Annotated in this window: 28 protein-coding genes and 1 other RNA gene; 7 read left to right on the forward strand and 22 right to left on the reverse strand. The window is 62.7% G+C overall.

The annotated features are described in order from the left end of the window. Window positions 1–225 precede the first annotated feature (225 nt). Window positions 226–322, forward strand: an RNA gene (gene ffs, locus ACN6NG_RS07220) — signal recognition particle sRNA small type. A 132-nt stretch (window positions 323–454) separates the two neighbouring features. On the opposite strand, the gene ACN6NG_RS07225 is transcribed toward ffs, so the two are convergent. The 3 genes from ACN6NG_RS07225 to ACN6NG_RS07235 all read right to left on the reverse strand — a co-directional run bounded on the left by ACN6NG_RS07225 (window position 455) and on the right by ACN6NG_RS07235 (window position 2,093). Beyond that, window positions 455–1,015: a hypothetical protein gene (locus tag ACN6NG_RS07225; protein WP_240979164.1), complete on the reverse strand. Its 561-nt coding sequence runs from the start codon at window positions 1,013–1,015 to the stop codon at window positions 455–457. Window positions 1,016–1,158: 143 nt separating this feature from the next. Next, window positions 1,159–1,584 carry a hypothetical protein gene (locus ACN6NG_RS07230; protein WP_063423143.1) on the reverse strand — a complete coding sequence of 142 codons (426 nt, stop codon included), beginning with the start codon at window positions 1,582–1,584 and terminating at the stop codon, window positions 1,159–1,161. Between the two features lie 98 nt (window positions 1,585–1,682). Next, window positions 1,683–2,093 (reverse strand): helix-turn-helix domain-containing protein, encoded by a 411-nt coding sequence (locus ACN6NG_RS07235; protein WP_063423142.1) that lies wholly within the window; start codon window positions 2,091–2,093, stop codon window positions 1,683–1,685. A gap of 82 nt (window positions 2,094–2,175) precedes the next feature. Between ACN6NG_RS07235 and ACN6NG_RS07240 the strand changes: the two genes are divergently transcribed. Next, on the forward strand, window positions 2,176–2,664 hold the full coding sequence (locus tag ACN6NG_RS07240; protein WP_474313351.1) for a DUF2938 domain-containing protein: 489 nt from the start codon (window positions 2,176–2,178) through the stop codon (window positions 2,662–2,664). Between the two features lie 15 nt (window positions 2,665–2,679). On the opposite strand, the gene ACN6NG_RS07245 is transcribed toward ACN6NG_RS07240, so the two are convergent. Beyond that, a complete protein-coding gene (locus ACN6NG_RS07245) occupies window positions 2,680–2,859 on the reverse strand; it encodes a hypothetical protein (protein ID WP_063423140.1) in 180 nt (59 codons plus the stop codon). A 392-nt stretch (window positions 2,860–3,251) separates the two neighbouring features. Between ACN6NG_RS07245 and ACN6NG_RS07250 the strand changes: the two genes are divergently transcribed. Beyond that, window positions 3,252–3,527, forward strand: coding sequence for a hypothetical protein (locus tag ACN6NG_RS07250; RefSeq protein ID WP_063423139.1), 276 nt, complete (start codon window positions 3,252–3,254; stop codon window positions 3,525–3,527). A gap of 181 nt (window positions 3,528–3,708) precedes the next feature. Here ACN6NG_RS07250 and ACN6NG_RS07255 read toward each other — a convergent pair whose 3' ends face one another. Then, window positions 3,709–4,452: a substrate-binding periplasmic protein gene (locus tag ACN6NG_RS07255; protein ID WP_373873713.1), complete on the reverse strand. Its 744-nt coding sequence runs from the start codon at window positions 4,450–4,452 to the stop codon at window positions 3,709–3,711. A 148-nt stretch (window positions 4,453–4,600) separates the two neighbouring features. Here ACN6NG_RS07255 and dnaX point away from each other — a divergent pair, with 148 nt between their 5' ends. The 3 genes from dnaX (at window position 4,601) to recR (ending at window position 7,899) form a co-directional block, all read left to right on the forward strand. Continuing rightward, a complete protein-coding gene (gene dnaX / locus ACN6NG_RS07260) occupies window positions 4,601–6,676 on the forward strand; it encodes a DNA polymerase III subunit gamma/tau (protein ID WP_063423138.1) in 2,076 nt (691 codons plus the stop codon). Window positions 6,677–6,740: 64 nt separating this feature from the next. Further along, window positions 6,741–7,076, forward strand: a complete 336-nt coding sequence (locus ACN6NG_RS07265; RefSeq protein WP_041167979.1) for a YbaB/EbfC family nucleoid-associated protein — start codon at window positions 6,741–6,743, stop codon at window positions 7,074–7,076. 220 nt (window positions 7,077–7,296) lie between these two features. Beyond that, a complete protein-coding gene (gene recR / locus ACN6NG_RS07270; protein ID WP_016498636.1) occupies window positions 7,297–7,899 on the forward strand; it encodes a recombination mediator RecR in 603 nt (200 codons plus the stop codon). A gap of 128 nt (window positions 7,900–8,027) precedes the next feature. Here recR and ACN6NG_RS07275 read toward each other — a convergent pair whose 3' ends face one another. The 16 genes from ACN6NG_RS07275 to ccoN (ACN6NG_RS07350) form a co-directional block, all read right to left on the reverse strand. Then, window positions 8,028–8,576, reverse strand: coding sequence for an adenine phosphoribosyltransferase (locus tag ACN6NG_RS07275; RefSeq protein WP_019473383.1), 549 nt, complete (start codon window positions 8,574–8,576; stop codon window positions 8,028–8,030). 55 nt (window positions 8,577–8,631) lie between these two features. Then, the gene (fnrA, locus tag ACN6NG_RS07280) at window positions 8,632–9,366 is read right to left on the reverse strand and encodes a Crp/Fnr family transcriptional regulator FnrA (protein ID WP_012273416.1); all 735 of its coding nucleotides are present in this window, start codon (window positions 9,364–9,366) and stop codon (window positions 8,632–8,634) included. A 186-nt stretch (window positions 9,367–9,552) separates the two neighbouring features. Further along, window positions 9,553–10,935 (reverse strand): oxygen-independent coproporphyrinogen III oxidase, encoded by a 1,383-nt coding sequence (gene hemN, locus ACN6NG_RS07285; protein WP_063423137.1) that lies wholly within the window; start codon window positions 10,933–10,935, stop codon window positions 9,553–9,555. Window positions 10,936–11,040: 105 nt separating this feature from the next. Next, window positions 11,041–11,724: a sulfite exporter TauE/SafE family protein gene (locus ACN6NG_RS07290; protein ID WP_474313352.1), complete on the reverse strand. Its 684-nt coding sequence runs from the start codon at window positions 11,722–11,724 to the stop codon at window positions 11,041–11,043. Further along, the gene (gene ccoS / locus ACN6NG_RS07295) at window positions 11,717–11,932 is read right to left on the reverse strand and encodes a cbb3-type cytochrome oxidase assembly protein CcoS (RefSeq protein ID WP_063423135.1); all 216 of its coding nucleotides are present in this window, start codon (window positions 11,930–11,932) and stop codon (window positions 11,717–11,719) included. The genes ACN6NG_RS07290 and ccoS overlap by 8 nt, the downstream gene beginning before the upstream one ends. Further along, complete coding sequence (locus tag ACN6NG_RS07300) at window positions 11,911–14,385, reverse strand: heavy metal translocating P-type ATPase (protein WP_063423134.1); 2,475 nt, start codon at window positions 14,383–14,385, stop codon at window positions 11,911–11,913. The genes ccoS and ACN6NG_RS07300 overlap by 22 nt, the downstream gene beginning before the upstream one ends. Window positions 14,386–14,524: 139 nt before the next feature. Beyond that, window positions 14,525–15,055, reverse strand: coding sequence for a FixH family protein (locus tag ACN6NG_RS07305; protein ID WP_063423133.1), 531 nt, complete (start codon window positions 15,053–15,055; stop codon window positions 14,525–14,527). 15 nt (window positions 15,056–15,070) lie between these two features. Further along, the gene (ccoG, locus tag ACN6NG_RS07310) at window positions 15,071–16,486 is read right to left on the reverse strand and encodes a cytochrome c oxidase accessory protein CcoG (protein ID WP_063423132.1); all 1,416 of its coding nucleotides are present in this window, start codon (window positions 16,484–16,486) and stop codon (window positions 15,071–15,073) included. A 319-nt stretch (window positions 16,487–16,805) separates the two neighbouring features. Beyond that, window positions 16,806–17,786, reverse strand: coding sequence for a cytochrome-c oxidase, cbb3-type subunit III (ccoP, locus tag ACN6NG_RS07315; RefSeq protein ID WP_016498644.1), 981 nt, complete (start codon window positions 17,784–17,786; stop codon window positions 16,806–16,808). Continuing rightward, window positions 17,783–17,974 carry a CcoQ/FixQ family Cbb3-type cytochrome c oxidase assembly chaperone gene (locus tag ACN6NG_RS07320; RefSeq protein ID WP_024718181.1) on the reverse strand — a complete coding sequence of 64 codons (192 nt, stop codon included), beginning with the start codon at window positions 17,972–17,974 and terminating at the stop codon, window positions 17,783–17,785. Before ACN6NG_RS07320 ends, ccoP (ACN6NG_RS07315) begins: the two co-directional genes overlap by 4 nt. A gap of 5 nt (window positions 17,975–17,979) precedes the next feature. Next, window positions 17,980–18,588, reverse strand: coding sequence for a cytochrome-c oxidase, cbb3-type subunit II (gene ccoO, locus ACN6NG_RS07325; protein ID WP_019473375.1), 609 nt, complete (start codon window positions 18,586–18,588; stop codon window positions 17,980–17,982). Then, the gene (gene ccoN, locus ACN6NG_RS07330) at window positions 18,588–20,030 is read right to left on the reverse strand and encodes a cytochrome-c oxidase, cbb3-type subunit I (RefSeq protein ID WP_043204361.1); all 1,443 of its coding nucleotides are present in this window, start codon (window positions 20,028–20,030) and stop codon (window positions 18,588–18,590) included. The genes ccoO (ACN6NG_RS07325) and ccoN (ACN6NG_RS07330) overlap by 1 nt, the downstream gene beginning before the upstream one ends. A 266-nt stretch (window positions 20,031–20,296) precedes the next feature. Continuing rightward, on the reverse strand, window positions 20,297–21,238 hold the full coding sequence (gene ccoP, locus ACN6NG_RS07335) for a cytochrome-c oxidase, cbb3-type subunit III (protein WP_063423130.1): 942 nt from the start codon (window positions 21,236–21,238) through the stop codon (window positions 20,297–20,299). Next, window positions 21,235–21,438 carry a cbb3-type cytochrome oxidase subunit 3 gene (locus ACN6NG_RS07340; RefSeq protein ID WP_016498647.1) on the reverse strand — a complete coding sequence of 68 codons (204 nt, stop codon included), beginning with the start codon at window positions 21,436–21,438 and terminating at the stop codon, window positions 21,235–21,237. Before ACN6NG_RS07340 ends, ccoP (ACN6NG_RS07335) begins: the two co-directional genes overlap by 4 nt. A gap of 5 nt (window positions 21,439–21,443) precedes the next feature. Then, complete coding sequence (gene ccoO, locus ACN6NG_RS07345) at window positions 21,444–22,052, reverse strand: cytochrome-c oxidase, cbb3-type subunit II (protein ID WP_016498648.1); 609 nt, start codon at window positions 22,050–22,052, stop codon at window positions 21,444–21,446. Between the two features lie 13 nt (window positions 22,053–22,065). Beyond that, complete coding sequence (ccoN, locus tag ACN6NG_RS07350; RefSeq protein WP_016498649.1) at window positions 22,066–23,490, reverse strand: cytochrome-c oxidase, cbb3-type subunit I; 1,425 nt, start codon at window positions 23,488–23,490, stop codon at window positions 22,066–22,068. Window positions 23,491–23,540: 50 nt separating this feature from the next. Between ccoN (ACN6NG_RS07350) and ACN6NG_RS07355 the strand changes: the two genes are divergently transcribed. Continuing rightward, window positions 23,541–24,233: an alpha/beta family hydrolase gene (locus ACN6NG_RS07355; RefSeq protein ID WP_474313353.1), complete on the forward strand. Its 693-nt coding sequence runs from the start codon at window positions 23,541–23,543 to the stop codon at window positions 24,231–24,233. 51 nt (window positions 24,234–24,284) lie between these two features. Here the strand turns inward: ACN6NG_RS07355 and ppnP are convergent, their stop codons facing one another. After that, window positions 24,285–24,569, reverse strand: coding sequence for a pyrimidine/purine nucleoside phosphorylase (gene ppnP, locus ACN6NG_RS07360; protein ID WP_016488333.1), 285 nt, complete (start codon window positions 24,567–24,569; stop codon window positions 24,285–24,287). Window positions 24,570–24,619: the final 50 nt, after the last annotated feature.

The following is a 24,619-nucleotide window of genomic DNA, read 5'->3' on the forward strand; positions in this document are numbered from 1 at the left end:
GTGGGAGCTGGCTTGCCGGCGATCACCGGCAAAGCCGGTGCCATCCACGGCGCTGCCTTCTTCGCGGGCGCGCCCGCTCCCACAGGTTTGCGCGCCGGCTCAGCGCCCATGCGCCTGACAAGTCATTGAGAAATGATGACTTTTTCTACCTCAGAGGTTGTATCTGCCCTCAAGACCGGTACAATGGCGCCACTCGCTGCTCAGCGAGGCATGTAGTGGTGGCCCCATCGGTCCCCCCGCATTGATTACCCGTTAACCTGGTCAGGCCCGGAAGGGAGCAGCCATAGCGGGAACATCGAGTGCCGGGGTGTGGCTGGTGGGGCCGCCTCCATTTCAGGCCCTTGAATGTTCAAGGACGTCTCCCTCAAGAAAGTCTCGAAGTGTGACAGCGTTTGGCTGCGCCCAGCGGTGCGCTCTCAGGTGGCACGCTATCGCTCAGCCAAACGAACAGGCCTTATTGCTTCAAGGAGACTTGCTTGGCCTCAGGGTTGAGCGCCTTGAGGCGCTTCATCAGCGTGCTGATATTGGTGCGAGCCGAGCCCTCGTTGGCCAGGCGAAGGCGCTTGATCCCGATAAGCGAGTCGCCCATCCCGGCGGTGAATGGCGTCCGGATGATCTCTCGGAAGATGACGGTGTTTGAACTTGACTCGGTCAGTGTGTATTCAGCCTCGCAGGTGACTTCGAAATCCGCGCCAAAAATCGGCTGATCGACGCGTAGCAGGTTGGCGCGCAGCGTGTAGGCAGTGGAACCTTCGCCTAGCAAGCCGGCACCGGCAAGTGATTGCTTGAGGGCTGCGCCAAAGTCGGGGCCGTCAATTTCCGAAGTCCAGAGAGGATTGGTGGTGTCTCCGCCATTGACCTCGGTCACCTGGATGTTGCGATGCAGGCGTTGGTCATAGAATTGCGCATCGGTTTGATCCGATACTACGGACATTCCAGAGATCTGGGCAGGTGAAGCACAGCCTGTGCAAAGCGCAATTAATGCCGAGGCTAGAAACAGACGGAAGTTGTTCACTCGAATAATCCTTGAATGGTATGTCAGTCACACAAGACAGAAGCCATACGTCGTGTATGGCCTCAGTGGTTTCAACGTCCGCGCTGAGCGGCATCATCGGAACGTGTATTGCTCATGCCGAGCGTTGCGCTGATCGGCAGCCCTTACAGGTTGTACTTGTCATCGATCCTGCGTTTGTCGAGCGTGTACTGCTTGAGGTCGATCGCGTCGGACTCCAGCTTGGCATCTAGCTCGTCCATGTCATGCTTCTTAAGCGTTGCAACGTGAGCTTTGGTGGCCTGGTAGTTGATGAACTCTGCGGCGTCATGCCCGCTTACTGGGTCCCAGAGAATGGAAAGAGGCCAGAACAACAGGTTCACGACGCCAAAACCGTAGGCGCGACCATAGAACGAACCTCCTCCTGGAAGCAGGCCGAGGCCAGCAGCAAGCCCAGGGTTTTTTTCTTCAACCGCGAGGTTTTTGGCGCGGTAGCTGGCAAGTTCCGACTCTTGGGCCGAATTGAGGCCGGTAGCGCAGCCAGTGGTAAGCGTTATCAGGGCGGCGGCGGTCAGATTTCTAATTGTGGACATGCAACATTTCCTAAGTGTAAGTGCTGTTCTCGCGCACGGCTGGGCGTCGAGGCGCGTAACTTTACACTGAGTGGTGGCGCATTAGAATCATTGTGCCATCATCTAGTCAGGCCAATGCAGCCTCTGTTTTTTCCGAGACCAGCCGCCGAGAGCTTCATCAGCCGCTGGAATTTCGGGCATGCCAGATGATCCTCCTCCGGGCACTGCGCCGCATGCCGCAATCCCTTGCTCATCGCTTGCAACCGCCTGATTCGCGCATCCAGCTCGTCCGCCTTGGCGATCAGCATCTGCCGGTCGACCTGCAGGTCCACCAGCATCGCCCCCACTTCATCCAGCGAAAATCCCGCAGCCTGCCCTAGGGCGATCAGAGCCAGCCGGTCTGCCACATCAGCCGCAAACTGCCGCCGCTGGCCGCGCCCGGCCAGCGACTTGAGCAGGCCTTTCTTCTCGTAGTAACGCAGTGTCGATGCGGGTACGCCTGTGCGTTTTGCGACGTCGGCAATGTCCATTCGGGTCCTTGACTTGAAGTTGACTTCAACTTCTATGCTGCGCGGCATGGGTATTGACCGTCAACCTTCGAGGGCTTGTTCAATGACGTTTACTGCGATGTTTCTAGCTGCTTTGCCGATTGGCATCGGTGCCACGGTAGTGATGGACCTGTGGGGGTTGCTGCTGAGGCGGCTGGGTGTGGCCACACTGAACTTCGCCATGGTCGGGCGTTGGGCGGGGCATTTGCTCAACGGGCGCGTACGGCATCAAGCGATTGCCAAGGCCGAACCGGTGCGAAATGAGCTGGTGTGGGGATGGGTGATTCATTACGCCATCGGCGTGCTGTTCGCGGTGCTGCTGGTTGTGATCGTAGGAGAGGGTTGGTTGCTGTCGCCTACTTTGCTGCCTGCGGTAGCTGTCGGTGTGGGGACGGTCGTGGCGCCGCTGTGCTTCATGCAGCCGGCGATGGGGGCGGGGTTCTTTGCGTCCACAACGCCGACGCCTGCGCGTAACTGCCTGAAGAGCCTGGTTACGCATTGTGTGTTTGGGGTGGGGTTGTTCTTGAGTGCGGGGTTGCTGGCTATGGTGTGAGTGCGACCAATTTGGTCAGAGCCATCTTGCAATGAATATCCCCGCAATCAGCATTCCCAATGTAGAAGCTGCGCCGAGGCAGAATAGGAGCACGTCCGTCCAGGGGGAATATGCTCTGAGCTTGCGCAATTCCTCGTCGAGTATCTCGGCTTCGCCCTTCATGTTCTCGGAGGGTGCTTGGGTGGTGCGGCGCATTTGCGATTCCTTGTGGGTGGATGACTAGCGGGATGATGCCTGCAATAACCTTGGCAATCGCAGGCATGGTGTGTTTTTAGATGGATCTGACACCAGTCTGAGAAAACTCCTACGGCCCATATAAGTGCAGCGAATTATCCTACGATCGCCGTCGACTCCCGTCTGATTGCTCCGGGAAACCCCGCCCACTAGGCTTTTGCGGTCGCTGTCAGTTCAGCGATCGGGTGTGGAAGCCTGGGCGGCACACGGGACAGTTGTCTTTTATGGCGGCTGTGCGCGGGAGGTATTCGTACCTGCCGGGTCTACCGTGTGCCTGGTCTTCCACCCCGCGTACAGTTGCCACCCTAATGCGTGGAAGCAGAAGGGGACAACACAGCCAACACGGAGCTGTCATGAAAAAGCTGGTCCCCGATCCACCCCACGTCTTCGATCTTCCCCAATGCAAATCCCTTTCCCGCGCCATCAGCGAAGGCATCGTGCCGATGGAGTTCGCGCTGATGAATGTTTCCCACTACCTGATGTTCGCCTACAGCGATAGCCGTCGGGCGCTTGAGCGCATTCAGGACGAAGAAACCAGGCAATTATTGGAGCATGGGTTGCGGGCCATGCAGATTGCCTGGGGGCAGGCGGATGCGGTGGCATTGGCGTTTGAGCGTGGAAGCCAGTGATTTTGGTCTTGAAGTAAGTCGGGATAGCAGGGATATCGAGTAACCCTGTGGGAGCGGGTTCACCCGCGAAGCAGGCGCCGCGGTGGATGGCACCGGCTTTGCCGGTGTTCGCGGGTGAACCCGCTCCCACAGGGGGGCGCGCAAGCTTCGCGAGGGTTTGCCTTCCATCAAGTGCACCGGGTTAGGGCCGGGCCACAGACATATTGTCCGGGTCGCCCGCTCCCCCATACCGTTGCACAATCCGCTCGATCTCCCCCGACTGCTTCATTCTCACCAGCGCCCGCAACAGCGCTTGTGTCGGTATCGCCGGGTCGTTGCGCACCATGCACCCCAAATCCTGTTCTTCCAGCACCGCCAACGCCTGCAATTGCTGCCCGGCTGGCAAGCCTTGGTTGAACCACTGCAACGACAGCTGGTTGCTCACCGCATGCCGATACCTCCCGGCCTGCAGCTTTTGCAGCACCAGCAACTGGCTGCGGCTGTCCTCACGGTGCAGCTGGCCCTTGTCCAGCAGCGGTTGCAGGGTTGAATAGGTGTAGCCCAGCACCGTGCCGATAGCCTGGGGTGACAGCTGCTCTGGCGGCATCGGGGTGCTGTCACTGACGCGGCCAACCAGCACGTCGCGCTGGTGAATCAGCGGGATACTCCACACAAAATCCCCCGGGCGGTCATTGAGCCATCGGGTGCTGACGTAGCAACGCACATCGATGTCGCCGCTGCTCATGGCCTCCTCCAGGCGCAGGCGGGCCATGACGTGATACTTGGGACGAGCGCCCACTTCCTTGGCAACGGCCTGTGTCAGGTCGTAAAGCAACCCCTCCACTGGCTGGTCGCCTTCGAGGCGCACCAGTGGCATGCTCCAGCTCTCTGCCACCGAGAAACGCAGCACCGGCTGTTCCGCCAGGCTGTAAGCGGACCAGAGCATCAGAAGCGCCAGCAGAATTGGCAAAGGCGTATCCTCCCTGAATAACGCGCCTGCCTCAAAGCGTAGACGACGCGCGCAGGGTGCAATTTTGCCACCGCTCCGCTAGCATTAGCGATCTTCCGCTCTATCAGGCTACGATGGTTTTTCGATGAGTTATCAGGTTCTTGCACGTAAATGGCGTCCGCGCTCGTTCCGCGAAATGGTCGGCCAGGCCCATGTGCTGAAGGCCTTGATCAATGCCTTGGACAATCAGCGCCTGCACCATGCTTACCTGTTCACCGGTACCCGGGGCGTGGGCAAGACGACCATCGCCCGTATTATCGCCAAGTGCCTGAACTGTGAGACCGGCATCACCTCCACGCCGTGCGGCACCTGTTCGGTGTGCCGTGAAATCGACGAAGGCCGCTTCGTCGACCTGATCGAGATCGACGCCGCCAGCCGCACCAAGGTCGAGGACACCCGCGAACTGCTGGACAACGTGCAGTACGCCCCGAGCCGTGGGCGCTTCAAGGTCTACCTGATCGACGAAGTGCACATGCTCTCGACCCACTCGTTCAACGCCTTGCTCAAGACGCTGGAAGAGCCGCCGCCCTACGTCAAGTTCATCCTCGCCACCACCGACCCGCAGAAGCTGCCGGCCACCATCCTGTCGCGCTGCCTGCAGTTCTCGCTGAAGAACATGAGCCCGGAGCGGGTGGTTGAACACCTCAGCCATGTACTGGCTGCCGAAAACGTGCCGTTCGAGCCGGATGCCCTGTGGCTGCTGGGCCGTGCGGCCGATGGCTCGATGCGTGACGCAATGAGCCTTACCGACCAGGCCATCGCCTTTGGCGAAGGCAAGGTGCTGGCCGCGGATGTGCGGGCCATGCTTGGCAGCCTTGATCATGGCCAGGTCTATGGCGTGTTGCAGGCGTTGCTCGAAGGCGATGCCCGGGCTTTGCTGGAGGCCGTGCGCAACCTGGCCGAACAGGGCCCGGACTGGGCTGGGGTGCTGGCCGAAATGCTTAACGTGCTGCACCGTGTGGCCATTGCCCAGGCGCTGCCTGAAGCGGTGGACAACGGCCAAGGCGACCGTGAGCGGGTGCTGGCGCTGGCTTCGGCCTTGCCGGCCGAAGACGTGCAGTTCTATTACCAGATGGGCCTGATAGGTCGCCGAGACCTGCCGTTGGCGCCAGACCCGCGTGGTGGCTTCGAGATGGTCCTGCTGCGCATGCTGGCGTTCCGCCCGGCCGATACCGACGATGCGCCGAAACCGGTGCTAAAGCCAGTGGGGATCAGCCTAGCCACAGCTGATCCTGCAGCGCCGGTGGCAGCCTCGGCGTCGGCCGAGCCCTCATCGTCTGTCGCGGCCGTACCGGCAGAGCCTGTAGCGGCCGCCCCACAGCTGGAGGTGCCTGCACCTGCGACAGCCGACCATGAGCCGGAGGCCGAGCCAGACGTTGAGCTGCAGGCCGAGATCGAGGCCATTTCCGTACCCGAGCCTGTCGCAGAGGTGGTCGACCTGCCGTGGGACGAGCCGGCAGCTGCACCCGCGCCGGTAGCGGCTGAACCTGCGCCTGTGTCCGCACCAGCGCCCGAGCCTGTTGCCCCTGCGCCGGCACCACAGGCCACCGCGACCCACGACGAGCCGCCTTTCGATCCCTCCGCCTACGCAGCCGTAGGCATGGATCGCGACGATGAGCCGCCGCTGGACGAAGACTATTACGGTGGTGAAAGCGACCCGGTCGGTTTCAGCTACCTGGACGAGTTGGCCGAACATGTGCAGGAAGAGGTGTCCAAGCCGGCTGCCGAACCGCTGCCGGCAGCCAAGCCGGCCACTGGGCTGGCCCTGCAATGGCTGGAATTATTCCCACAGTTGCCTGTGTCCGGGATGACAGGCAACATCGCTGCAAACTGTACGCTGATTGCCGCCGATGGCGACGATTGGCTGCTGCACCTGGACCCTGGCCAGGGCGCGCTGTTCAACACGACCCAACAGCGGCGCCTGAACGAAGCGCTCAACCAGCACCTGGGGCGCACGCTGAACCTGCGGATCGAGCTGATCCTGCCCGAGCAGGAAACCCCGGCCCAGGCGGCGTCGCGCAAGCGTGCAGAGCGCCAGCAGGACGCCGTAACCTCGATCGAGCAGGATCCGTTGATCCAGCAGATGATCAAGTTGTTCGGTGCCAAGGTGCGGCAGGATACTATTGAGCCTGTAGAGGCCCTGGCCAAACAGGGCCAGTAACGGATAACCATGCGGCTGGCCCTGCGCCAGGCCGCATCACATGACCCAATCGAGGTATACCCCCATGATGAAAGGTGGCATGGCCGGCCTGATGAAGCAGGCCCAGCAGATGCAGGAAAAAATGCAGAAAATGCAGGAAGAGCTGGCCAACGCCGAAGTCACCGGCCAGTCTGGTGGCGGCCTGGTGAGCGTGGTGATGACCGGTCGTCACGACGTCAAGCGCGTCAGCATCGACCAAAGCCTGATGTCGACCGACGAGGACGACAAGGAAGTGCTTGAAGACCTGATTGCCGCCGCGCTGAACGATGCCGTGCGCAAGATCGAGCAAAGCAGCCAGGACAAGATGGGCGGCATGACCGCCGGCATGCAACTGCCACCGGGCTTCAAGATGCCGTTCTAAGGGCATTGCGATACCCAAAACCGCCGCTGACATCAGCGGCGGTTTTTTTTGCGAAGATTTCAGCTCAGGCGCGGTCTGCTCTTCATGTGGGGGCAACTGTTTTGTGCAAGGCAGTTGCTCTCACATAACTGCAGGCCGCGTAGACTTGGGATGACGTGATTTGACGCCACTGCCCACGCTGGGTATAAACCGCCTCTTATTGATTTGTCAGGCCATCCCCATGAGCTTCAGCCCCCTCATCCGCCAACTGATCGACGGCCTGCGCATCCTGCCAGGTGTCGGCCAGAAAACCGCCCAGCGCATGGCCTTGCAACTGCTCGAGCGTGACCGCAGCGGCGGCCTGCGCCTGGCCCAGGCCCTGACCCAGGCCATGGAAGGGGTTGGCCATTGCCGCCAGTGCCGCACCCTGACCGAACAGGAGCTGTGCCCGCAATGCGCCGACACGCGCCGTGACGATACCCAGCTATGCGTGGTCGAGGGGCCGACCGATGTTTATGCGGTGGAGCAGACGGGCTACCGTGGCCGCTACTTTGTGCTCAAGGGGCACCTGTCGCCGCTGGACGGCCTGGGGCCGGAGGCAATTGGCATTCCGCAGCTGATGGCGCGCATCGAGGAGCAGGGCACCTTCACCGAGGTGATCCTGGCGACCAACCCGACAGTGGAAGGGGAGGCGACGGCGCATTACATCGCGCAGTTGCTGAGCGAGAAGGGGTTGATGGCGTCGCGGATTGCCCATGGCGTGCCGCTGGGCGGCGAGCTGGAGATGGTGGATGGCGGGACCTTGGCCCATGCCTTTGCAGGGCGCCGGCCAATTTCGCTCTGATTCAAAAATGCTGGGGCCGCTTTGCGGCCCATTCGCGACACAAGGCCGCTCCCACAGGGAAGCACTGCTACATCCTGTGGGAGCGGCCTTGTGTCGCGATGGGCTGCAAAGCAGCCCCAAAAGCCAACTCAGTATTCGCTGAGGGTAAACTCGGTCAGGCAGAAGGTTGGCACACCCGCGGCCTGAAGCCTGCGCGACCCCTCCAGCTCCGGCAGATCAATGATCGCCGCCGCCTCGAACACCTGCGCCCCGGTACGACGCACCAGGTTGGCCGCCGCCAGCAGCGTACCGCCCGTGGCAATCAGGTCGTCGAAGATCAACACCGAATCCCCTTCGCACAGGCTGTCGGCATGCACTTCCAGGAAGGCTTCGCCGTATTCGGTCTGGTAACCCTCGCTCAGCACGTCAGCCGGCAGCTTGCCCTGCTTGCGGAACAGGATCAGCGGCTTGTTCAGCTGGTGGGCGATGATCGAGCCAATCAAAAAGCCCCGCGCGTCCATGGCACCAATGTGGCTGAACTCAGCCTCGACATAGCGCTCGATGAACTGGTCGGCCACATAGCGCAGCCCGCGCGGCGATTGGAACAGCGGGGTGATGTCGCGGAAGATCACGCCCGGTTTGGGGAAGTCCACTACCGGGCGGATCAGGGCTTTGAGGTCGAAGGCGTCGCTGTGCATTGGTGCGGGTATCCTGGGAAAACGAATGCCCAAGTATACCCGCTAAACGCAGGCCTCAGGCTTCGATTGCGCCACCGGCCAGCGCGCACAGCTGGATCGGGTCAAGGATGTGCACTTCCTTGCCTTCGGCGCGTAGCAGGCCGTTCTGCTGGAAGCGGGTGAACACCCGCGACACGGTTTCCACTGCCAGGCCCAGGTAGTTGCCGATTTCGTTGCGCGACATGCTCAGGCGGAACTGGTTGGCCGAATAGCCGCGGGCGCGGAAGCGCGCCGACAGGTTGACCAGGAAGGTGGCAATGCGCTCGTCGGCAGTCTTCTTCGACAGCAGCAGCATCATTTGCTGGTCGTCGCGGATTTCCCGGCTCATCACCCGCATCAGCTGGCGACGTAGCTGCGGCAGTTGTACCGACAGCTCGTCAAGCCGCTCGAAGGGGATTTCGCACACCGACGTGGTTTCCTGGGCCTGGGCCGACACCGGGTAAGCTTCAGTGTCCATGCCCGACAGGCCGACCAGCTCGCTGGGCAGGTGGAAGCCGGTGATCTGCTCTTCGCCGCTGTCGCTGAGGCTGAAGGTTTTCAGGGCACCGGAACGTACGGCGTAGACCGAGCCGAAATTGTCACCTTGGCGGAACAGGAACTCGCCTTTTTTCAGCGGCCGGCCACGCTTGACGATTTCATCCAGTGCATCCATGTCTTCCAGGTTCAGCGAAAGAGGCAGGCACAGGGGGGCCAGGCTGCAATCCTTGCAATGGGCCTGGTTGTGTGGGCGCAGTTTGACTGGCTCGGACATTTGAATCGATCCTTGTGGGAAAGCACACATAAGTCGTAAGGGTAACCCACGACACAGGGTGTAGGCCAGCGTGCGCGTTGATGGTGCGCCCTGGCGAAACCCCGGCAGACGTCCTGCCGGGAGTCCTTGTGTGCCCATATTGTGCCTGGCAAGGAGGCTTGTCCATGCGGTTGAACGACTCGGTTTTCAGATAACCCGCGAGAAACGCTGGCGGTTGTGCATCGCCAAGTAGGCGTCGAACACCATGCACACCGAGCGCGCCAGCAGGCGGCCGGCCGGCAGGATGCGGATGCCTTTGTCGTCCAGGCTGATCAGGCCGTCGCGCTGCAAGGTCAGCAGCTCGGGCCAAAGGTCGTTGAAGTAACCGCGAAAATCGATGGTGAAGGCCTGTTCGATCGGTTCGAAATCCAGCTCGAAATGGCAGATCAGTTGTTGGATCACGGCCCGCCGTAGGCGGTCGTCGTGGTTGCACAGCAAGCCGCGCTGGGTGGCCAGCTGGGCGTTGGACAGGCTCTCCTGGTAGGTATTGAGGTCGCTGCTGTTCTGGCAGTACAGGTCACCGATCTGGCTGATGGCCGACACGCCCAGGCCAATCAGGTCGCAGTGCCCGTGCGTGGTGTAGCCTTGGAAGTTACGCTGCAGGGTGCCTTCTTCCTGGGCGACGGCCAGTTCGTCGTCGGGCAGGGCGAAGTGGTCCATGCCGATGTAGCGGTAGCCGGCGGCGGTCAACTGGTCGATGGTAGCGTGCAGCATCTCCAGCTTGGCGGCCGGGCTGGGCAGGTCGTTGTTGTCGATGCGCCGCTGGGGCATGAAGCGCTCGGGCAGGTGGGCGTAGTTGAACACCGACAGGCGGTCGGGCTGCAGGCGGATCACTTCTTCGACGGTGCGCGCAAAGCCTTCCGGGGTTTGCTTGGGCAGGCCGTAGATCAGGTCCAGGTTGACCGAGCGGAACTGCAGGGTGCGCGCAGCTTCGATCAGTGTGCGGGTCTGTTCCAGGCTCTGCAGGCGGTTGACCGCACGCTGCACGGCCGGGTCGAGGTCCTGCACGCCCAGGCTGACGCGGTTGAAACCCAGCTCACGGAGCAGGCCCATGGTGGACCAGTCAGCCTCGCGGGGGTCGATCTCGATGCCGTAGTCGCCGGAGTCATCGTCCAGCAGTTGGAAATGCTGGCGCAGGGTGGCCATCAGCTGGCGCAGTTCCACATGGCTGAGGAAGGTCGGCGTGCCGCCGCCGAAATGCAGCTGTTCAACCCGTTGCTTGGGCCCCAGGTGGCAGGCGATCAGCTGGATTTCCTGCTCCAGGCGCTGCAGGTACGGCGCGGCGCGGGCACGGTCCTTGGTGATGACCTTGTTGCAGGCGCAGTAGTAGCAGATGTTGGCGCAGAACGGCACGTGCACATACAGCGACAGCGGGCGCACGGCTCGACGGCTCTCGCGCAGGGCGTGGAGCAGGTCGAACGAGCCCACCCCGCTGTGCAGTTGCACGGCGGTGGGGTAGGAGGTGTAGCGTGGCCCGGCCAGATCGTAGCGGCGGATCAGGTCGGTATCCCAACGAAGGTCGTCGAGCATGAGGGCGGTCCCCGGAAAGAGCAGCAGTGTTCCGGAGTCTATGGCTGTCTGTAGGGATGGGTGTTGATTTGCATCAAGGGCATCGGGGCCGCAGAGCGGCCCCCGTCAATGCCCCATCAACCAGTGCTGGTGTGGGCCCGGCATGGTCCAGATACCGAATAGCATCACCAGCACACCGCCCGCCACCCGCACACTCCGTCGGCGCAACAGGGCGTTTACCCGTTCGGCCGCCAGCCCGGTGGCCAGCAATACCGGCCAGGTTCCAAGCCCGAACGCCAGCATCAACGCTGCGCTGTATCCGGCGTTGCCCTGGCTGGCCGCCCACAACAGGGTGCTGTACACCAACCCGCACGGCAGCCACCCCCACAGGGCGCCCAGCAGCAATGCCCGGGGCAGGCTGGAGACCGGCAGCAAGCGCGACGCCACCGGCTGGATATGCCGCCACAGCCCGCGCCCCAGGGCTTCGATACGGGTCAGGCCGCTCCACCAGCCGGCCAGGTACAGCCCCATGGCGATCAACAGCAGCGCAGCCACCACCCGCAGCGCCAATGCTGCCGGGCTGCTGGCGACGGCCCAGCCGGCCAGGCCCAGCAACATGCCGGCGCTGGCATAACTGAGAATGCGCCCAAGGTTGTACGCCAGCAGCAGGCGCAAGCGCCGGCCACGCTGCTCTGGCGGGATGGCCAGGGTCAGCGCGCCCATCAGGCCGCCGCACATGCCCAGGCAGTGGCCGCCGCCAAGCAGGCCAAGGACCAGTGCCGAGCCAAGCAGGGGAAGCAGTTCAGGCACGGGGTGGTGGTTCCTTGTCGGCTTCGGCCGGGGTGTCGTCAGGCTTCACCGCAGCCTGGTGGCGCGGGTCCTGGTCGTCGAACAGAATGCTGTGGGCGGGGCCTTCGAGGTCGTCGTACTGGCCGCTGTCCACCGCCCAGAAGAAGATGTACACGGCCACGCCGACCAGCAGCAGGGCTGCGGGGATCATGACATAGAGGGCGGGCATGGCGACTTCCTCCCGGGCAAGGGTGCTTCGGTTTTCGGCCAGCTCGATACCAGCGGCATGCGGGTCAGGCGCAGGGCATTGAGCACCACGATCAGCGAGCTGACCGACATGCCGATGGCGGCCCACACCGGGGTGATCCAGCCGAGCGCGGCAAACGGCAACATCAGGCCATTATACAGGGTGGCCCACAGCAGATTCTCGAGGATGTTGCGGCGGGTGCGGTGGGCCAGGTCGAAGGCTTGCACCAGGGCTTGCAAGCGGTTGGACAGCAGCACGGCGTCGGCGCTGGTCTTGGCAAGATCGGTGGCGCTGCCCATGGCGATGCTGATGTCGGCGGCGGCCAGCACTGGCACGTCGTTGACCCCATCGCCGAGCATCAGCACCTTGCGCCCGGCCGCCTGCAGCGCCTTCAGCCGGTCCAGCTTGTCGTCCGGGCGCAGGCCACCAATGGCCTGGTCGATGCCCAGTTGCGCGGCCACTTCGGCGACCATCGGCGAACTGTCGCCCGACAGCAGCAGCGTGCGCCAGCCTCGCGCCTTGCAGGCGGCGAGCAGGGCCGGGGCGTCCTCGCGCAGGCGGTCGTCCAGGCCAAACCAGGCCAGCGGCCCCTGGCGGTCACCCAGTAGCAGCCACTGGCCGCGGGGCTCCGGCACGCCGGGGATTTCCGCACCGCTCAGGGCGCAGACGAAGGTGGCCTGGCCTATACGCAGGCGTTGGCCGTCGACCAGTCCTTCCAGGCCCAGGCCGGGCACGGTCTGTACATCGTCGGCGGGTATCGCGTTACGGCCGAATGCGCGGGCGATGGGGTGTTCGGAGCGGTTTTCCAGGGCGGCGGCCAGGGCCAGGCAGCGGTCAGCGGGTACGCTGCCGAGCGGGCGGATGCTGCGCAAAGTCAGGCGGCCTTCGGTCAGTGTGCCGGTTTTGTCGAAGATTACCGTGTCGATCTGGTTAAGGCCTTCGAGGACATGGCCGCGGGTTATCAGCAGGCCTAGCTTGTGCAGGGTGCCGGTGGCGGCAGTCAGTGCCGTAGGCGTGGCCAGGGACAGCGCGCAGGGGCATGTGGCTACCAGCATGGCCAGCACGATCCAGAACGCCCTTGCAGGGTCCAGGTACCACCACCACAGGCCGATGGCCACGGCAGCCACCAGCGAGAACAGCAGAAACCACTGCGAGGCCCGGTCGGCGATTTCGGCCAGGCGCGGTTTTTCGGTCTGGGCGCGTTCCAGCAGGCGGACGATGGCCGATAGCCGCGAATCGTGGCCGAGGGCTTCGACTTCCACGTTCAGGGTGCTTTCGACATTCAGCGTACCGCCGGTGACCCGCTCGCCCACGCGGCGCGGTTGCGGCAGGTATTCGCCGGTCAGCAGCGACTCGTCGATGCTGGAGCGGCCTTCGACGATGCGCCCGTCGGCGGGGATAACCGCGCCGGGCAGCACCTGCACCGTGTCACCGCAGTGCAGCTCGCTGAGCAGAATGCGCTCGCTGCGGCCGAGGGCGTCCAGGCGCAGGCACGAGGCCGGCAGCAGGTTGACCAGCTGCGCGGTGGCCGCAGCCGTGCGTTCGCGGGCACGGCGCTCCAGGTAGCGGCCGGTGAGCAGGAACAGGGCGAACATGCCCACGGTGTCGAAATACAGCTCACCGCTGCCGGTGATCGCGGTCCAGATGCCGGCGCCGAAAGCCAGGGCGATGGCCAGCGACACCGAAACATCCATGGTCAGGTGGCGTGTGCGCAGGTCGCGTGCTGCGCCTTTGAAGAACGGCGCGCAGCTGTAGAAGACGATGGGGATGGTCAGGAACAGGGCCACCCAGCGCAGGATGGTGTGCAGTTCGGGTGACAGGTCGATGTTGAATTCCGGCCAGGTGGCCATGGTCGCCATCATTGCCTGGAACCACAGCAGCCCGGCCACGCCCAGGCGGCGCAAAGCGCTACGGTTCTCTTGGGCCAGTTGCTCGGCGGCCTTATCGGGCTGGTAGGGGTGGGCGGCGTAACCGATCTGGCGCAACTCGGCGAGCAGGTGTGACAGCGGCAGTTGCTTGTCGTCCCAGCTCAGCAGCAGGCGGTGGTTGGACAGGTTAAGGCGCGCCTCGGCGACGCCGGGCAGGTTGCGCAGGTGCTTTTCGATCAGCCAGCCGCAGGCGGCGCAGCTGATGCCTTCGACCAGCAGGGTAGTTTCGGCCAGCTCGCCCTGGTGGCGGACGAAGGTTTGCTGCACATCGCTGCGGTCGTACAGGGCCAGTTCGTCCTGCAACTGCCTGGGCAGGGCCTCGGGGTTGGCGCTGTTGTCACTGCGGTGCTGGTAGTAGTGCTCCAGGCCACCGGCGACGATCGACTCGGCCACCGCCTGGCAGCCGGGGCAGCAGAACTGCCGGGGCTCGCCGAGGACCACGGCGGTAAAGCGGCTGCCGGCGGGGACGGGCAGGGCGCAGTGGTAGCAGGGGGTGGGCTGGGTCATAAGGTAAGCACGACTGCTCAGGCAGATATGAAACCCTGTGGGAGCGGGCGTGCCCGCGAAAGCGTCAGGCCTGAAAACACCTTTGGCTGAGCTACCGCATTCGCGGGCATGCCCGCTCCCACAGGGATTTGCGATGTTGCTACTGTTGGTGCTCGGCACCTTGCAGGGCTTCGTCACCCAGCTGCAAGGTCACACCATGCTCCACTTTTTCCTCTTCGAACAAGCGCCACACCTGGCCACCTTCACTGCCCAGCAGCTCGACAAAGCGGCGCCCGTCGACCTTGTCCTCCAGCTGCCCCACATAGCGCCCCGCGTCGACCCTGCTCAGCAGTACCTTGCGGTCCTTCTCCGGCTGGGTGGGCGAAATCAGGTTCAGCTCCAGGTTTTGCGGGCCACTGCTGCCGGTCAGGCGCAGGTCCACTTCGCCGGTCAACTCGTCCAGGTGCACGGTGGCCTTCAGGCTCAGTTGCTGCGCCAGCAGTTCGCGGTCCAGCGAACGGTTGATGCCTTTGCCGGCCTCGTAGTAGTTGTCGTTCACCAGGTTGTCGGGGTTGCGCACGGCAATGCTGACCATGGTCAGGCTCAGGCACACCGAGGTGGTGAGGATGCCGATGATGATCCAGGGCCAGAGGTGCTTGTACCAGGGGCTGGCGGCGGTGGCGGCAGGCATTGTGCGTTATCTCTCTTAGCGGATCTGTGGGCCGATGAAGCGGCTCTTGGCTTCAACCTGGGCGTCGCTGTCGTCGGCGCTCTTGAGGGTGAAGGTGATTTCGTTGGTGGTCGATGGCAGTTTTTCGGGGGCAACCGACAGCTGCACGGGCAGGCTGACGATATCGCCGGCAGCCACGCGGATCTCGCGCTGGCCTTCAAGCTTGAGGTCCGGCAGGCCGGCAGCGTCCAGTACGTAGACGTGGTCGCGCTGGTCCTTGTTCATCACTTTCAGGCTGTACACGTTTTCGATCCGGCCTTGGGCGTTCTCGCGGTACAGCACGCGGTCCTTGCTGACGTCGAAGCCAACCAGCGAGCGGGTGGCGAAGGCAGTCGCAAGGCCAATGATCATCACCAGCAGCACTGCGGCATAGCCGATCAGGCGTGGGCGCAGCATGTGGGTTTTTTGCCCGGACAGGTTGTGTTCGGTGGTGTAGCTGATCAGCCCTTTGGGGTAGTTCATCTTGTCCATGATGCTGTCGCAGGCATCGATGCAAGCGGCGCAACCGATGCACTCGATCTGCAGGCCGTCACGGATGTCGATGCCGGTGGGGCAGACTTGAACGCACATTGTGCAGTCGATGCAGTCGCCCAGGCCTTGGGCCTTGTAGTCGGTATCTTTTTTACGTGGCCCGCGGGTTTCGCCACGACGCGGGTCGTAGGACACGATCAGCGTGTCCTTGTCGAACATCACGCTCTGGAAGCGTGCATAGGGGCACATGTACACGCACACCTGCTCGCGCAGCCAGCCGGCGTTGCCGTAGGTGGCGAGTGTGAAGAAGCCGACCCAGAAGTAGGCCCAGCCATCGGCCTGACCGGTGAAGAATTCGATGACCAGCTCGCGGATGGGCGAGAAATAGCCGACAAAGGTCATGCCGGTGACAAAGCCGATCAGCAGCCACAGGCTGTGCTTGGCAAACTTGCGCAGGAACTTGTTGCCGCTCATGGGGGCTTTGTCGAGCTTCATGCGCTGGTTGCGGTCGCCTTCCGTGACCTTTTCGCACCACATGAAAATCCACGTCCACACGCTTTGCGGGCAGGTGTAGCCGCACCATACGCGGCCTGCGTACACGGTGACGAAGAACAGGCCGAAGGCGGCGACGATCAGGATGCCCGACAGCAGGATGAAGTCCTGTGGCCAGATGGTGGCGCCGAAGATGTAGAACTTGCGCTCGGGCAGGTTCCACCATACGGCCTGGTGGCCCCCCCAGTTCAGCCACACGGTGCCGAAGTACAGCAGAAACAGCACAGCACCGCCGACCATGCGCAGGCGACGGAACAGGCCGGTGAAGGCGCGGGTGTAGATTTTTTCCCGGGAGGCGTAGAGGTCGACGGAATCCTTCCCTTTGCTGGCAGGCGGGGTCACATCATGTACCGGAATTTGCTTGCTCATCATCAAGTCCCACGGCAGTGGAGAAACGCCGCGGCCAGTGCGTGCCGGCCGCAGTCTCGCGCAATCTGCTAGCGCTCTGCGGTCCATGATACGCCGCTGATGGCAGTATGGGGCCGCACTGCGACCTTTAGTCGCGTTGGGTTCGTGGTGTGAATCGTGTTATGGCGGGTGTCAATTGATCCAGGTCATCAGCCTGCCAGAAATGCACTGGCTGTACCGGCCTCTTCGCGGGCTTGCCCGCTCCCACAGGAACTACACCGAACTCAAGAATGGTGACGACCTGTGGGAGCGGGCAAGCCCGCGAAGAGGCCAGGCCTGCTTACTCAGCCTTGGCCTGCGCCTGGTCCCGTTGCGAAAGGCTGTAAACATACGCCGCCAGCAAATGCACCTTGTCGTTACCCTGCAGCTGTTCCTGCGCCGGCATCTGCCCTTGGCGACCATAGCGAATGGTCTGCTGCAGCTGGGCAAAGCTCGAACCGTAGATGAACGCCTGTGGGTGGGTCAGGTTCGGTGCACCCATGGCTGGGGTACCTTTGCCTTCTGGCCCGTGGCAGGCCACGCAGTTGGCGGCGAAGATCTTCTGGCCGTTCTCGGCGTCGGCCTTCGCGCCCTCAGGCAGGGTGCGGCCATCGAGCTTGCTGACCACGAATGCCGCCACGTCGGCCACGCCCTGATCACCGATCACTTCGGCCCAGGCTGGCATCACGCCGTGGCGGCCGCCCATGATGGTGGTCTTGATGGTTTCCGGCTCGCCGCCCCAGCGCCAGTCGTTGTCGGTCAGGTTGGGGAAGCCGAAGGCGCCCTTGGCGTCGGAACCGTGGCATACCGAGCAGTTGGAAGCGAACAGTCGCGCGCCCATTTTCAGTGCCTGCGGGTCCTTGGCCACCTCTTCGATGGGCATGGCGGCGAACTTGGCGAAGATCGGCCCGAAGCGGGCGTCGGCCTTGGCCATTTCCTTTTCCCACTCGTGCACGCCGGTCCAGCCCGGCTGGCCGTTGGAAAACTCGGTCTGCTTGTCGTTATCCAGGTACGAGTAGCCCGGCAGGATGCCTTTCCAGTTGCCCAGGCCCGGGTACAGCACCAGGTAGCCGAGCGCAAAGATGATGGTGCCGACGAACAGCCAGAACCACCATTTTGGCAGCGGGTTGTCGTATTCCTCGATGCCATCGAAGGCATGCCCGACGGTTTCGTCGGTGACCTCTTCACGCTGGCCCTTGCGGGTCGACAGCAGCAGCCAGGTCAACGAGAAGATGGTGCCCAGGGTCAGGACGGTAACGTACAGACTCCAGAAGGTTGTCATTGTTTTTTGCTCCCAGAAGCTTTTGCTTGCTCGACGTGCCGGGTGGCCTCGGGGTCATCCGCGAAGGGCAGTTGGGTCGCTTCGTCGAAGTCCTTTTTACGCCGTGGGTTGAACACCCACAGCGCCAGGCCCACGAAGGCCACCATCACCACGACGGTGCCCAGGCCGCGAATCATCCCGATATCCATCAGCGTCACCGTTTGCTCTTGATGATGGTGCCAAGACCCTGCAGGTACGCGACGATGGCGTCCATTTCGGTCTTGCCCTTGACCGCGTCAGCCGCGCCGGCAATGTCGGCATCGGTGTACGGGGTACCGAGTGTGCGCAGCACCTCCAGCTTCTTCGCGGTGTCCTTGCCATCGAGCTTGTTCTCGACCAGCCATGGGTAGGACGGCATCTTCGATTCCGGTACCACGTTGCGCGGGTTGTACAGGTGCGCACGGTGCCAGTCATCGGAGTAGCGGCCGCCAACGCGGGCCAGGTCCGGCCCTGTACGCTTGGAGCCCCACAGGAACGGGTGGTCCCACACGCTCTCGCCAGCTACCGAGTAGTGGCCGTAGCGCTCGGTTTCGGCGCGGAACGGGCGGATCATCTGCGAATGGCAGCCTACGCAGCCCTCGCGGATGTAGATATCACGGCCTTCCACCTCCAACGCGGTGCGCGGCTTCATGCCTTCGACCGGCTTGTTGGTGACGTCCTGGAAAAACAGCGGGACGATCTGGGTCAGGCCACCGACGCTGACGGCGATGACCATGAAGAAGGCCAGCAGGCCTATGTTCTTCTCGACGGCTTCATGCTTCATCAGTGCGCTCCCACAACGACGATCTTGGCGGCTTCCTCAGCCTGTACCGGGTTGGCGGCACGTACGGTACGGAACACGTTATAGGCCATCAGCAGCATGCCGCTGGCGAAGAACGCACCGCCCAGGGCGCGGACGATATAGCCAGGGTGGCTGGCCTGCAGGGCTTCGACGAAGGAGTAGGTGAGGGTGCCGTCATCGTTGATGGCGCGCCACATCAGGCCTTGGGTAATGCCGTTGACCCACATCGAGGCGATGTACAGCACGGTGCCGATGGTGGCCAGCCAGAAGTGCGCGTTGATCAGCCCGATGCTGTGCATCTGCTCGCGGCCGTAGAGTTTCGGGATCATGTGGTACACGGCGCCGATCGAGATCATTGCCACCCAGCCGAGGGCACCGGCGTGGACGTGGCCGATGGTCCAGTCGGTGTAGTGCGACAGGGAGTTCACGGTCTTGATGGCCATCATCGGGCCTTCGAAGGTGGACATGCCGTAGAACGCCAGCGAAACGACCAAAAAGCGCAGGATCGGGTCGGTGCGCAGTTTGTGCCAGGCACCGGACAGGGTCATCATGCCGTTGATCATGCCGCCCCAGCTGGGTGCCAGCAGGATGATCGACATCACCATGCCCAGCGACTGCGCCCAGTCGGGCAGTGCGGTGTAGTGCAGGTGGTGCGGGCCTGCCCAGATGTACAGGGTGATCAGCGCCCAGAAGTGCACGATGGACAGGCGATACGAGTAGATCGGCCGCTCGGCCTGCTTGGGTACGAAGTAGTACATCATCCCCAAGAAGCCGGTGGTGAGGAAGAAGCCCACGGCGTTGTGGCCGTACCACCACTGGATCATCGCGTCGGTGGCACCGGCGTAGGCCGAGTACGACTTGAACAGGCTGACCGGCAGCGAGATGTGGTTGACGATGTGCAGCATCGCGGTGACCACGATGAAGGCGCCGTAGAACCAGTTGCCGACATAGATGTGCTTGGTCTTGCGCTTGACGATGGTGCCGAAGAACACCAGCCCGTAGGTGACCCAGACGATGGCCAGCAGGATCGCCAGCGGCCATTCGAGCTCGGCGTATTCCTTGGTGGTGGTGTAGCCCATCGGCAGGGTGATCAGCGCGCCGAGGATCACCGCCTGCCAGCCCCAGAAGGTGAAGGCGGCCATGCTGTCGGAGATCAGCCGGGTCTGGCAGGTGCGCTGCACCACGTAGTAGCTGGTGCCGAACAGCGCACAGCCCCCGAAGGCGAAGATCACCAGGTTGGTGTGCAGCGGGCGGAGGCGGCCGAAGCTGGTCCAGGGCAGGTCCAGGTTCAGTTGCGGCCATACCAGCTGCGAGGCGATGAAGACGCCGAGGCCCATGCCAAGGATCCCCCAGACCACCGTCATGATGGCGAACTGGCGGACGACCTTATAGTTATAAGCAGTCGGACTGATTGCTGTGCTCATTCTAAGGTTCCACGGTTTTAATGTTCTTGTTGGTCGAAAAATCGGCGCCAGTATTGATAACCAGCAAGGCTACTGCAACGCAACTTTGGTACGCCGACCCGTGTCCGGGCCCGTTCACTGATGTCCCGCAGTGATCGGGTCTGGACGATTGTACACAAATAAATATTTGTAATGTGTACCGTTTTTCACCTTTTTCTGATCGATCGGTCAAGCTTTTTTCGGGGGCGGCGCTCGATCTCACAGACGCCGAATTTCTCCCGGCGAACTCACTGGGCAGTCACAGATTCAGCAGCAGTATCCTGCGACAGGCTATACACATAAGCCGCCAGCAGGTGCACCTTGTCGTTGCCCTGGATATCGGCCTGCGCCGGCATCTGCCCTTGGCGACCATAACGAATGGTCTGCTGCAGCTGGGCAAAGCTCGAGCCGTAGATGAACGCCTGCGGGTGGGTCAGGTCGGGTGCGCCCATGGCAGGGGTACCCTTGCCTTCAGGCCCGTGGCAAGCCACGCAGTTGGCAGCGAAGATCTCCTTGCCCTTGACCACGTCGGCCTTGTTCCCTTCAGGCAGGCTGCGGCCGTCAAGGTTGGTCAGCACGAATGCGGCCACATCGGCCACGCCCTGATCACCGATCACCTCGGCCCACGCTGGCATCACGCCATGACGGCCATTCATGATCGAAGCCTTGATGGTTTCTGCTTCGCCGCCCCAGCGCCAATCCTTGTCGGTGAGGTTGGGGAAGCCGAAGGCACCCTTGGCGTCCGAGCCGTGGCACACCGAGCAGTTGGAGGCAAACAGGCGGCCGCCCATTTTCAGTGCCTGCGGGTCCTTGGCCACTTCTTCTACGGGCATGGCGGCGTACTTGGCGAAGATCGGGCCGAACCTGGCGTCAGCCTTGTCCATTTCTTTTTGCCATTCGTTGACGCCGGTCCACCCATTTTCATAGCCCGGCAGGATGCCTTTCCAGTTGCCCAGGCCCGGGTAGAGGATGAGGTAGCCGACCGAGAACACCAGGGTGCCGACGAACAGCCAGAACCACCACTTGGGCAGCGGGTTGTCGTACTCCTCGATGCCGTCGAAGCTGTGGCCCATGGTCTGGTCGGTGGTGTTCTTGCTCTCGCCCTTGCGGGTGGCGAGCAGCAGCCAGGTCAGGCCGATCAGGCTACCGATGGTCAGTACGCTGATGTACGTACTCCAGAAGGTGGTCATTGCCCGTTACTCCTTGCAGCAGTCGTGGCAGCAGGTTCCTGCCCGCTAGTGGGCAGGTGGTCGTCGACGAAGGGCAGCAGGCGCGCTTCGGCGAAATCACGGTCGCGGCGGCGGTTGAATACCCACAGTGAGAGGCCGATGAAGGCGATCATCACCACCAGGGTGCCCAGGCCGCGGATCATGCCGATGTCCATTTCCATCGCACTCACCTCTTGTTCTTGATCGCGGTGCCGAGCACCTGCAGGTAGGCGACCAGTGCATCCATCTCGGTCTTGCCCTTGACCGCGTCGCGGGCGCCGGCAATGTCGTCGTCGGAATACGGCACGCCCAGGGTGCGCAAGGTGCGCATCTTGACGTCGGTGTGGCTGTTGTCGACCTGCTGGGCGACCAGCCACGGGTACGACGGCATCTTCGACTCCGGCACCACGTTGCGCGGGTTGTACAAGTGCGCGCGGTGCCAGTCGTCCGAGTAACGGCCGCCAACACGGGCCAGGTCCGGCCCGGTGCGCTTGGAGCCCCACAGGAACGGGTGGTCCCACACGCTCTCGCCGGCCACCGAGTAGTGGCCGTAGCGCTCGGTTTCGGCGCGGAACGGGCGGATCATCTGCGAGTGGCAGCCCACGCAACCTTCGCGGATGTAGATATCGCGGCCTTCCAGTTGCAGCGCGGTGTAGGGTTTCATGCCTTCCACCGGCTTGTTGGTGACGTCCTGGAAGAACAGCGGGACGATCTGGGTCAGGCCGCCGATACTGACGGCGAACACCATCAGCAGGGCCATCAGGCCGACGTTTTTCTCGATGACTTCATGTTTCATCAGGCGTTTCTCCTCAAGCCAACTGGGCGTTCGCAGGGGCGACGTCAAGCGCTGGCGAACGCACGGTGCGCCAGGTGTTCCAGGCCATCAGGAACATGCCGCTGAGGAAGATCGCGCCGCCGACGAAGCGCACGACAAAGCCTGGGTGGCTGGCCACCAGGGTTTCCACGAACGAATAGGTGAGCGTGCCGTCGCTGTTGACTGCGCGCCACATCAGGCCCTGGGCGATGCCGTTGACCCACATCGAGGCGATGTAAAGCACGGTGCCGATGGTGGCCAGCCAGAAGTGCGCGTTGATCAGGCCAAGGCTGTACATGCGTTCCTTGCCGAACACTTTCGGGATGGTGTGGTACAGCGCACCGATCGAGATCATTGCCACCCAGCCGAGGGCGCCGGCATGCACGTGGCCGATGGTCCAGTCGGTGTAGTGGGACAGGGCGTTGACCGTCTTGATGGCCATCATCGGCCCTTCAAAGGTGGACATGCCGTAGAACGCCAGCGATACCACCAGGAAGCGCAGGATCGGGTCGCTGCGCAGTTTGTGCCAGGCGCCCGACAGGGTCATCATGCCGTTGATCATGCCGCCCCAGCTCGGTGCCAGCAGGATCAGCGACATCACCATGCCCAGCGACTGCGCCCAGTCGGGCAGGGCGGTGTAGTGCAGGTGGTGCGGGCCGGCCCAGATGTACAGGGTGATCAGCGCCCAGAAGTGCACGATCGACAGGCGATAGGAATACACCGGGCGTTCGGCCTGCTTGGGCACGTAGTAGTACATCATCCCCAGGAAGCCCGCAGTCAGGAAGAAGCCTACTGCGTTGTGGCCGTACCACCACTGCACCATGGCATCGGTGGCGCCAGCGTACACCGAGTACGACTTGGTCAGGCTGACCGGCAGTTCCAGGTTGTTGACGATGTGCAGTAACGCCACGGTGAGGATGAAGGCACCGAAGAACCAGTTACCCACGTAGATGTGCTTGGTGTTGCGCTTCATCAGCGTGCCGAAGAACACGATGGCGTAGCCCACCCAGACGATGGTGATCAGGATATCGATCGGCCATTCCAGTTCGGCGTATTCCTTGGAGCTGGTGTAGCCCAGTGGCAGGCTGATGGCCGCCAGCAGGATCACCAGTTGCCAGCCCCAGAAGGTGAACGCGGCCAGGCGCGGTGCAAACAGGGTGGTCTGGCAGGTGCGTTGCACCGAATAATAGGAGGTGGCGAACAGCGCGCAGCCGCCGAAAGCGAAGATCACCGCATTGGTATGCAGGGGGCGCAGGCGGCCGAAGCTGGTCCAGGGGAGGTCGAAGTTGAGGGAAGGCCAGGCGAGCTGGGCGGCGATGAAGACGCCGAGCCCCATCCCGACGATTCCCCACACCACCGTCATGATGGCGAATTGGCGGACCACCTTGTAGTTATAGGCGGTACTGCTGGTTGTGTTCATGTATGGGTTCCCATCCACGGTTATTTGGCAGGCTTTACAGCGAGGCAAGCATGATTAATGGGCAAAGTGCCGGTATTGACGGGGATCAATGGGCGAAGGTCGGAAATGTCCCAGGCTTGCGCTGCGATCCTCCACAGGCGCAGGGCAAGGACGGCTACAAGGGCTGCCTGATCCTGGCCCACGGTGCAGGTGCGCCGATGGACAGCGGGTTCATGGACGAAATGGCGCAAAGGCTTGCGGCGCTTGGGGTGGCGGTAGTGCGCTTCGAGTTCCCGTACATGGCCGAGCGCAGGGTTACCGGCGGCAAACGGCCGCCGAACCCGCAGAAGGTATTGCTGGAATGCTGGCGCGAGGTGTACCGGCAGGTGCGACCTTTGGTCGCGGGCAGGCTGGCAGTGGGTGGCAAGTCCATGGGCGGGCGCATGGCGAGCCTGTTGGCTGACGAACTGGGCGCGGATGCGCTGGTGTGCCTGGGCTATCCGTTCTATGCGGTGGGTAAACCCGAGAAGCCCCGGGTGGAGCACCTGGCCGGGCTGAAAACACCGACATTGATCGTGCAGGGCGAACGGGATGCGCTGGGTAACCGCGAGGCGGTGGCGGGGTATGCGTTGTCGCCGGCAATCGAAGTGAGCTGGCTAGTGGCGGGGGATCATGACCTGAAGCCGTTGAAGGCCTCGGGGTTCAGTCATGAGCAGCATATGCAGGCGGCGGCGGAACGCGTTGCTGATTTCCTGAAGGATTAGTGCTGGATTCTTCGCGGGCATGCCCGCGAAGAGGCCGGCACAGGCTGACGCTTAGTCGCGGTACTCGCACAGGTAAGCGGTGTCCACCTTCACTTGCAGTTGGAACTTGCTGTCGGCGGCAACGTTGAACTTGTCGCCGGCATTGAAGGTTTCCCAGTTGTCGCTGCCTGGCAGTTTCACGGTCAGCGCGCCCGATACCACGTGCATGATTTCGCGCTTGGCAGTGCCGAACTCGTATTCGCCCGGGGCCATGACGCCGACCGTGGCCGGGCCTTCTTCGCCCGCGAATGCGATCGACTTGACGGTGCCGTTGAAGTACTCGTTGACCTGGAACATGGGCGACTCCTGAAAAGGGGGATGAAAAAGGGCTGGCCAGTATGCCCAAG

The sequence above is a fragment of the Pseudomonas sp. TSO6 genome, from assembly GCF_056098905.1.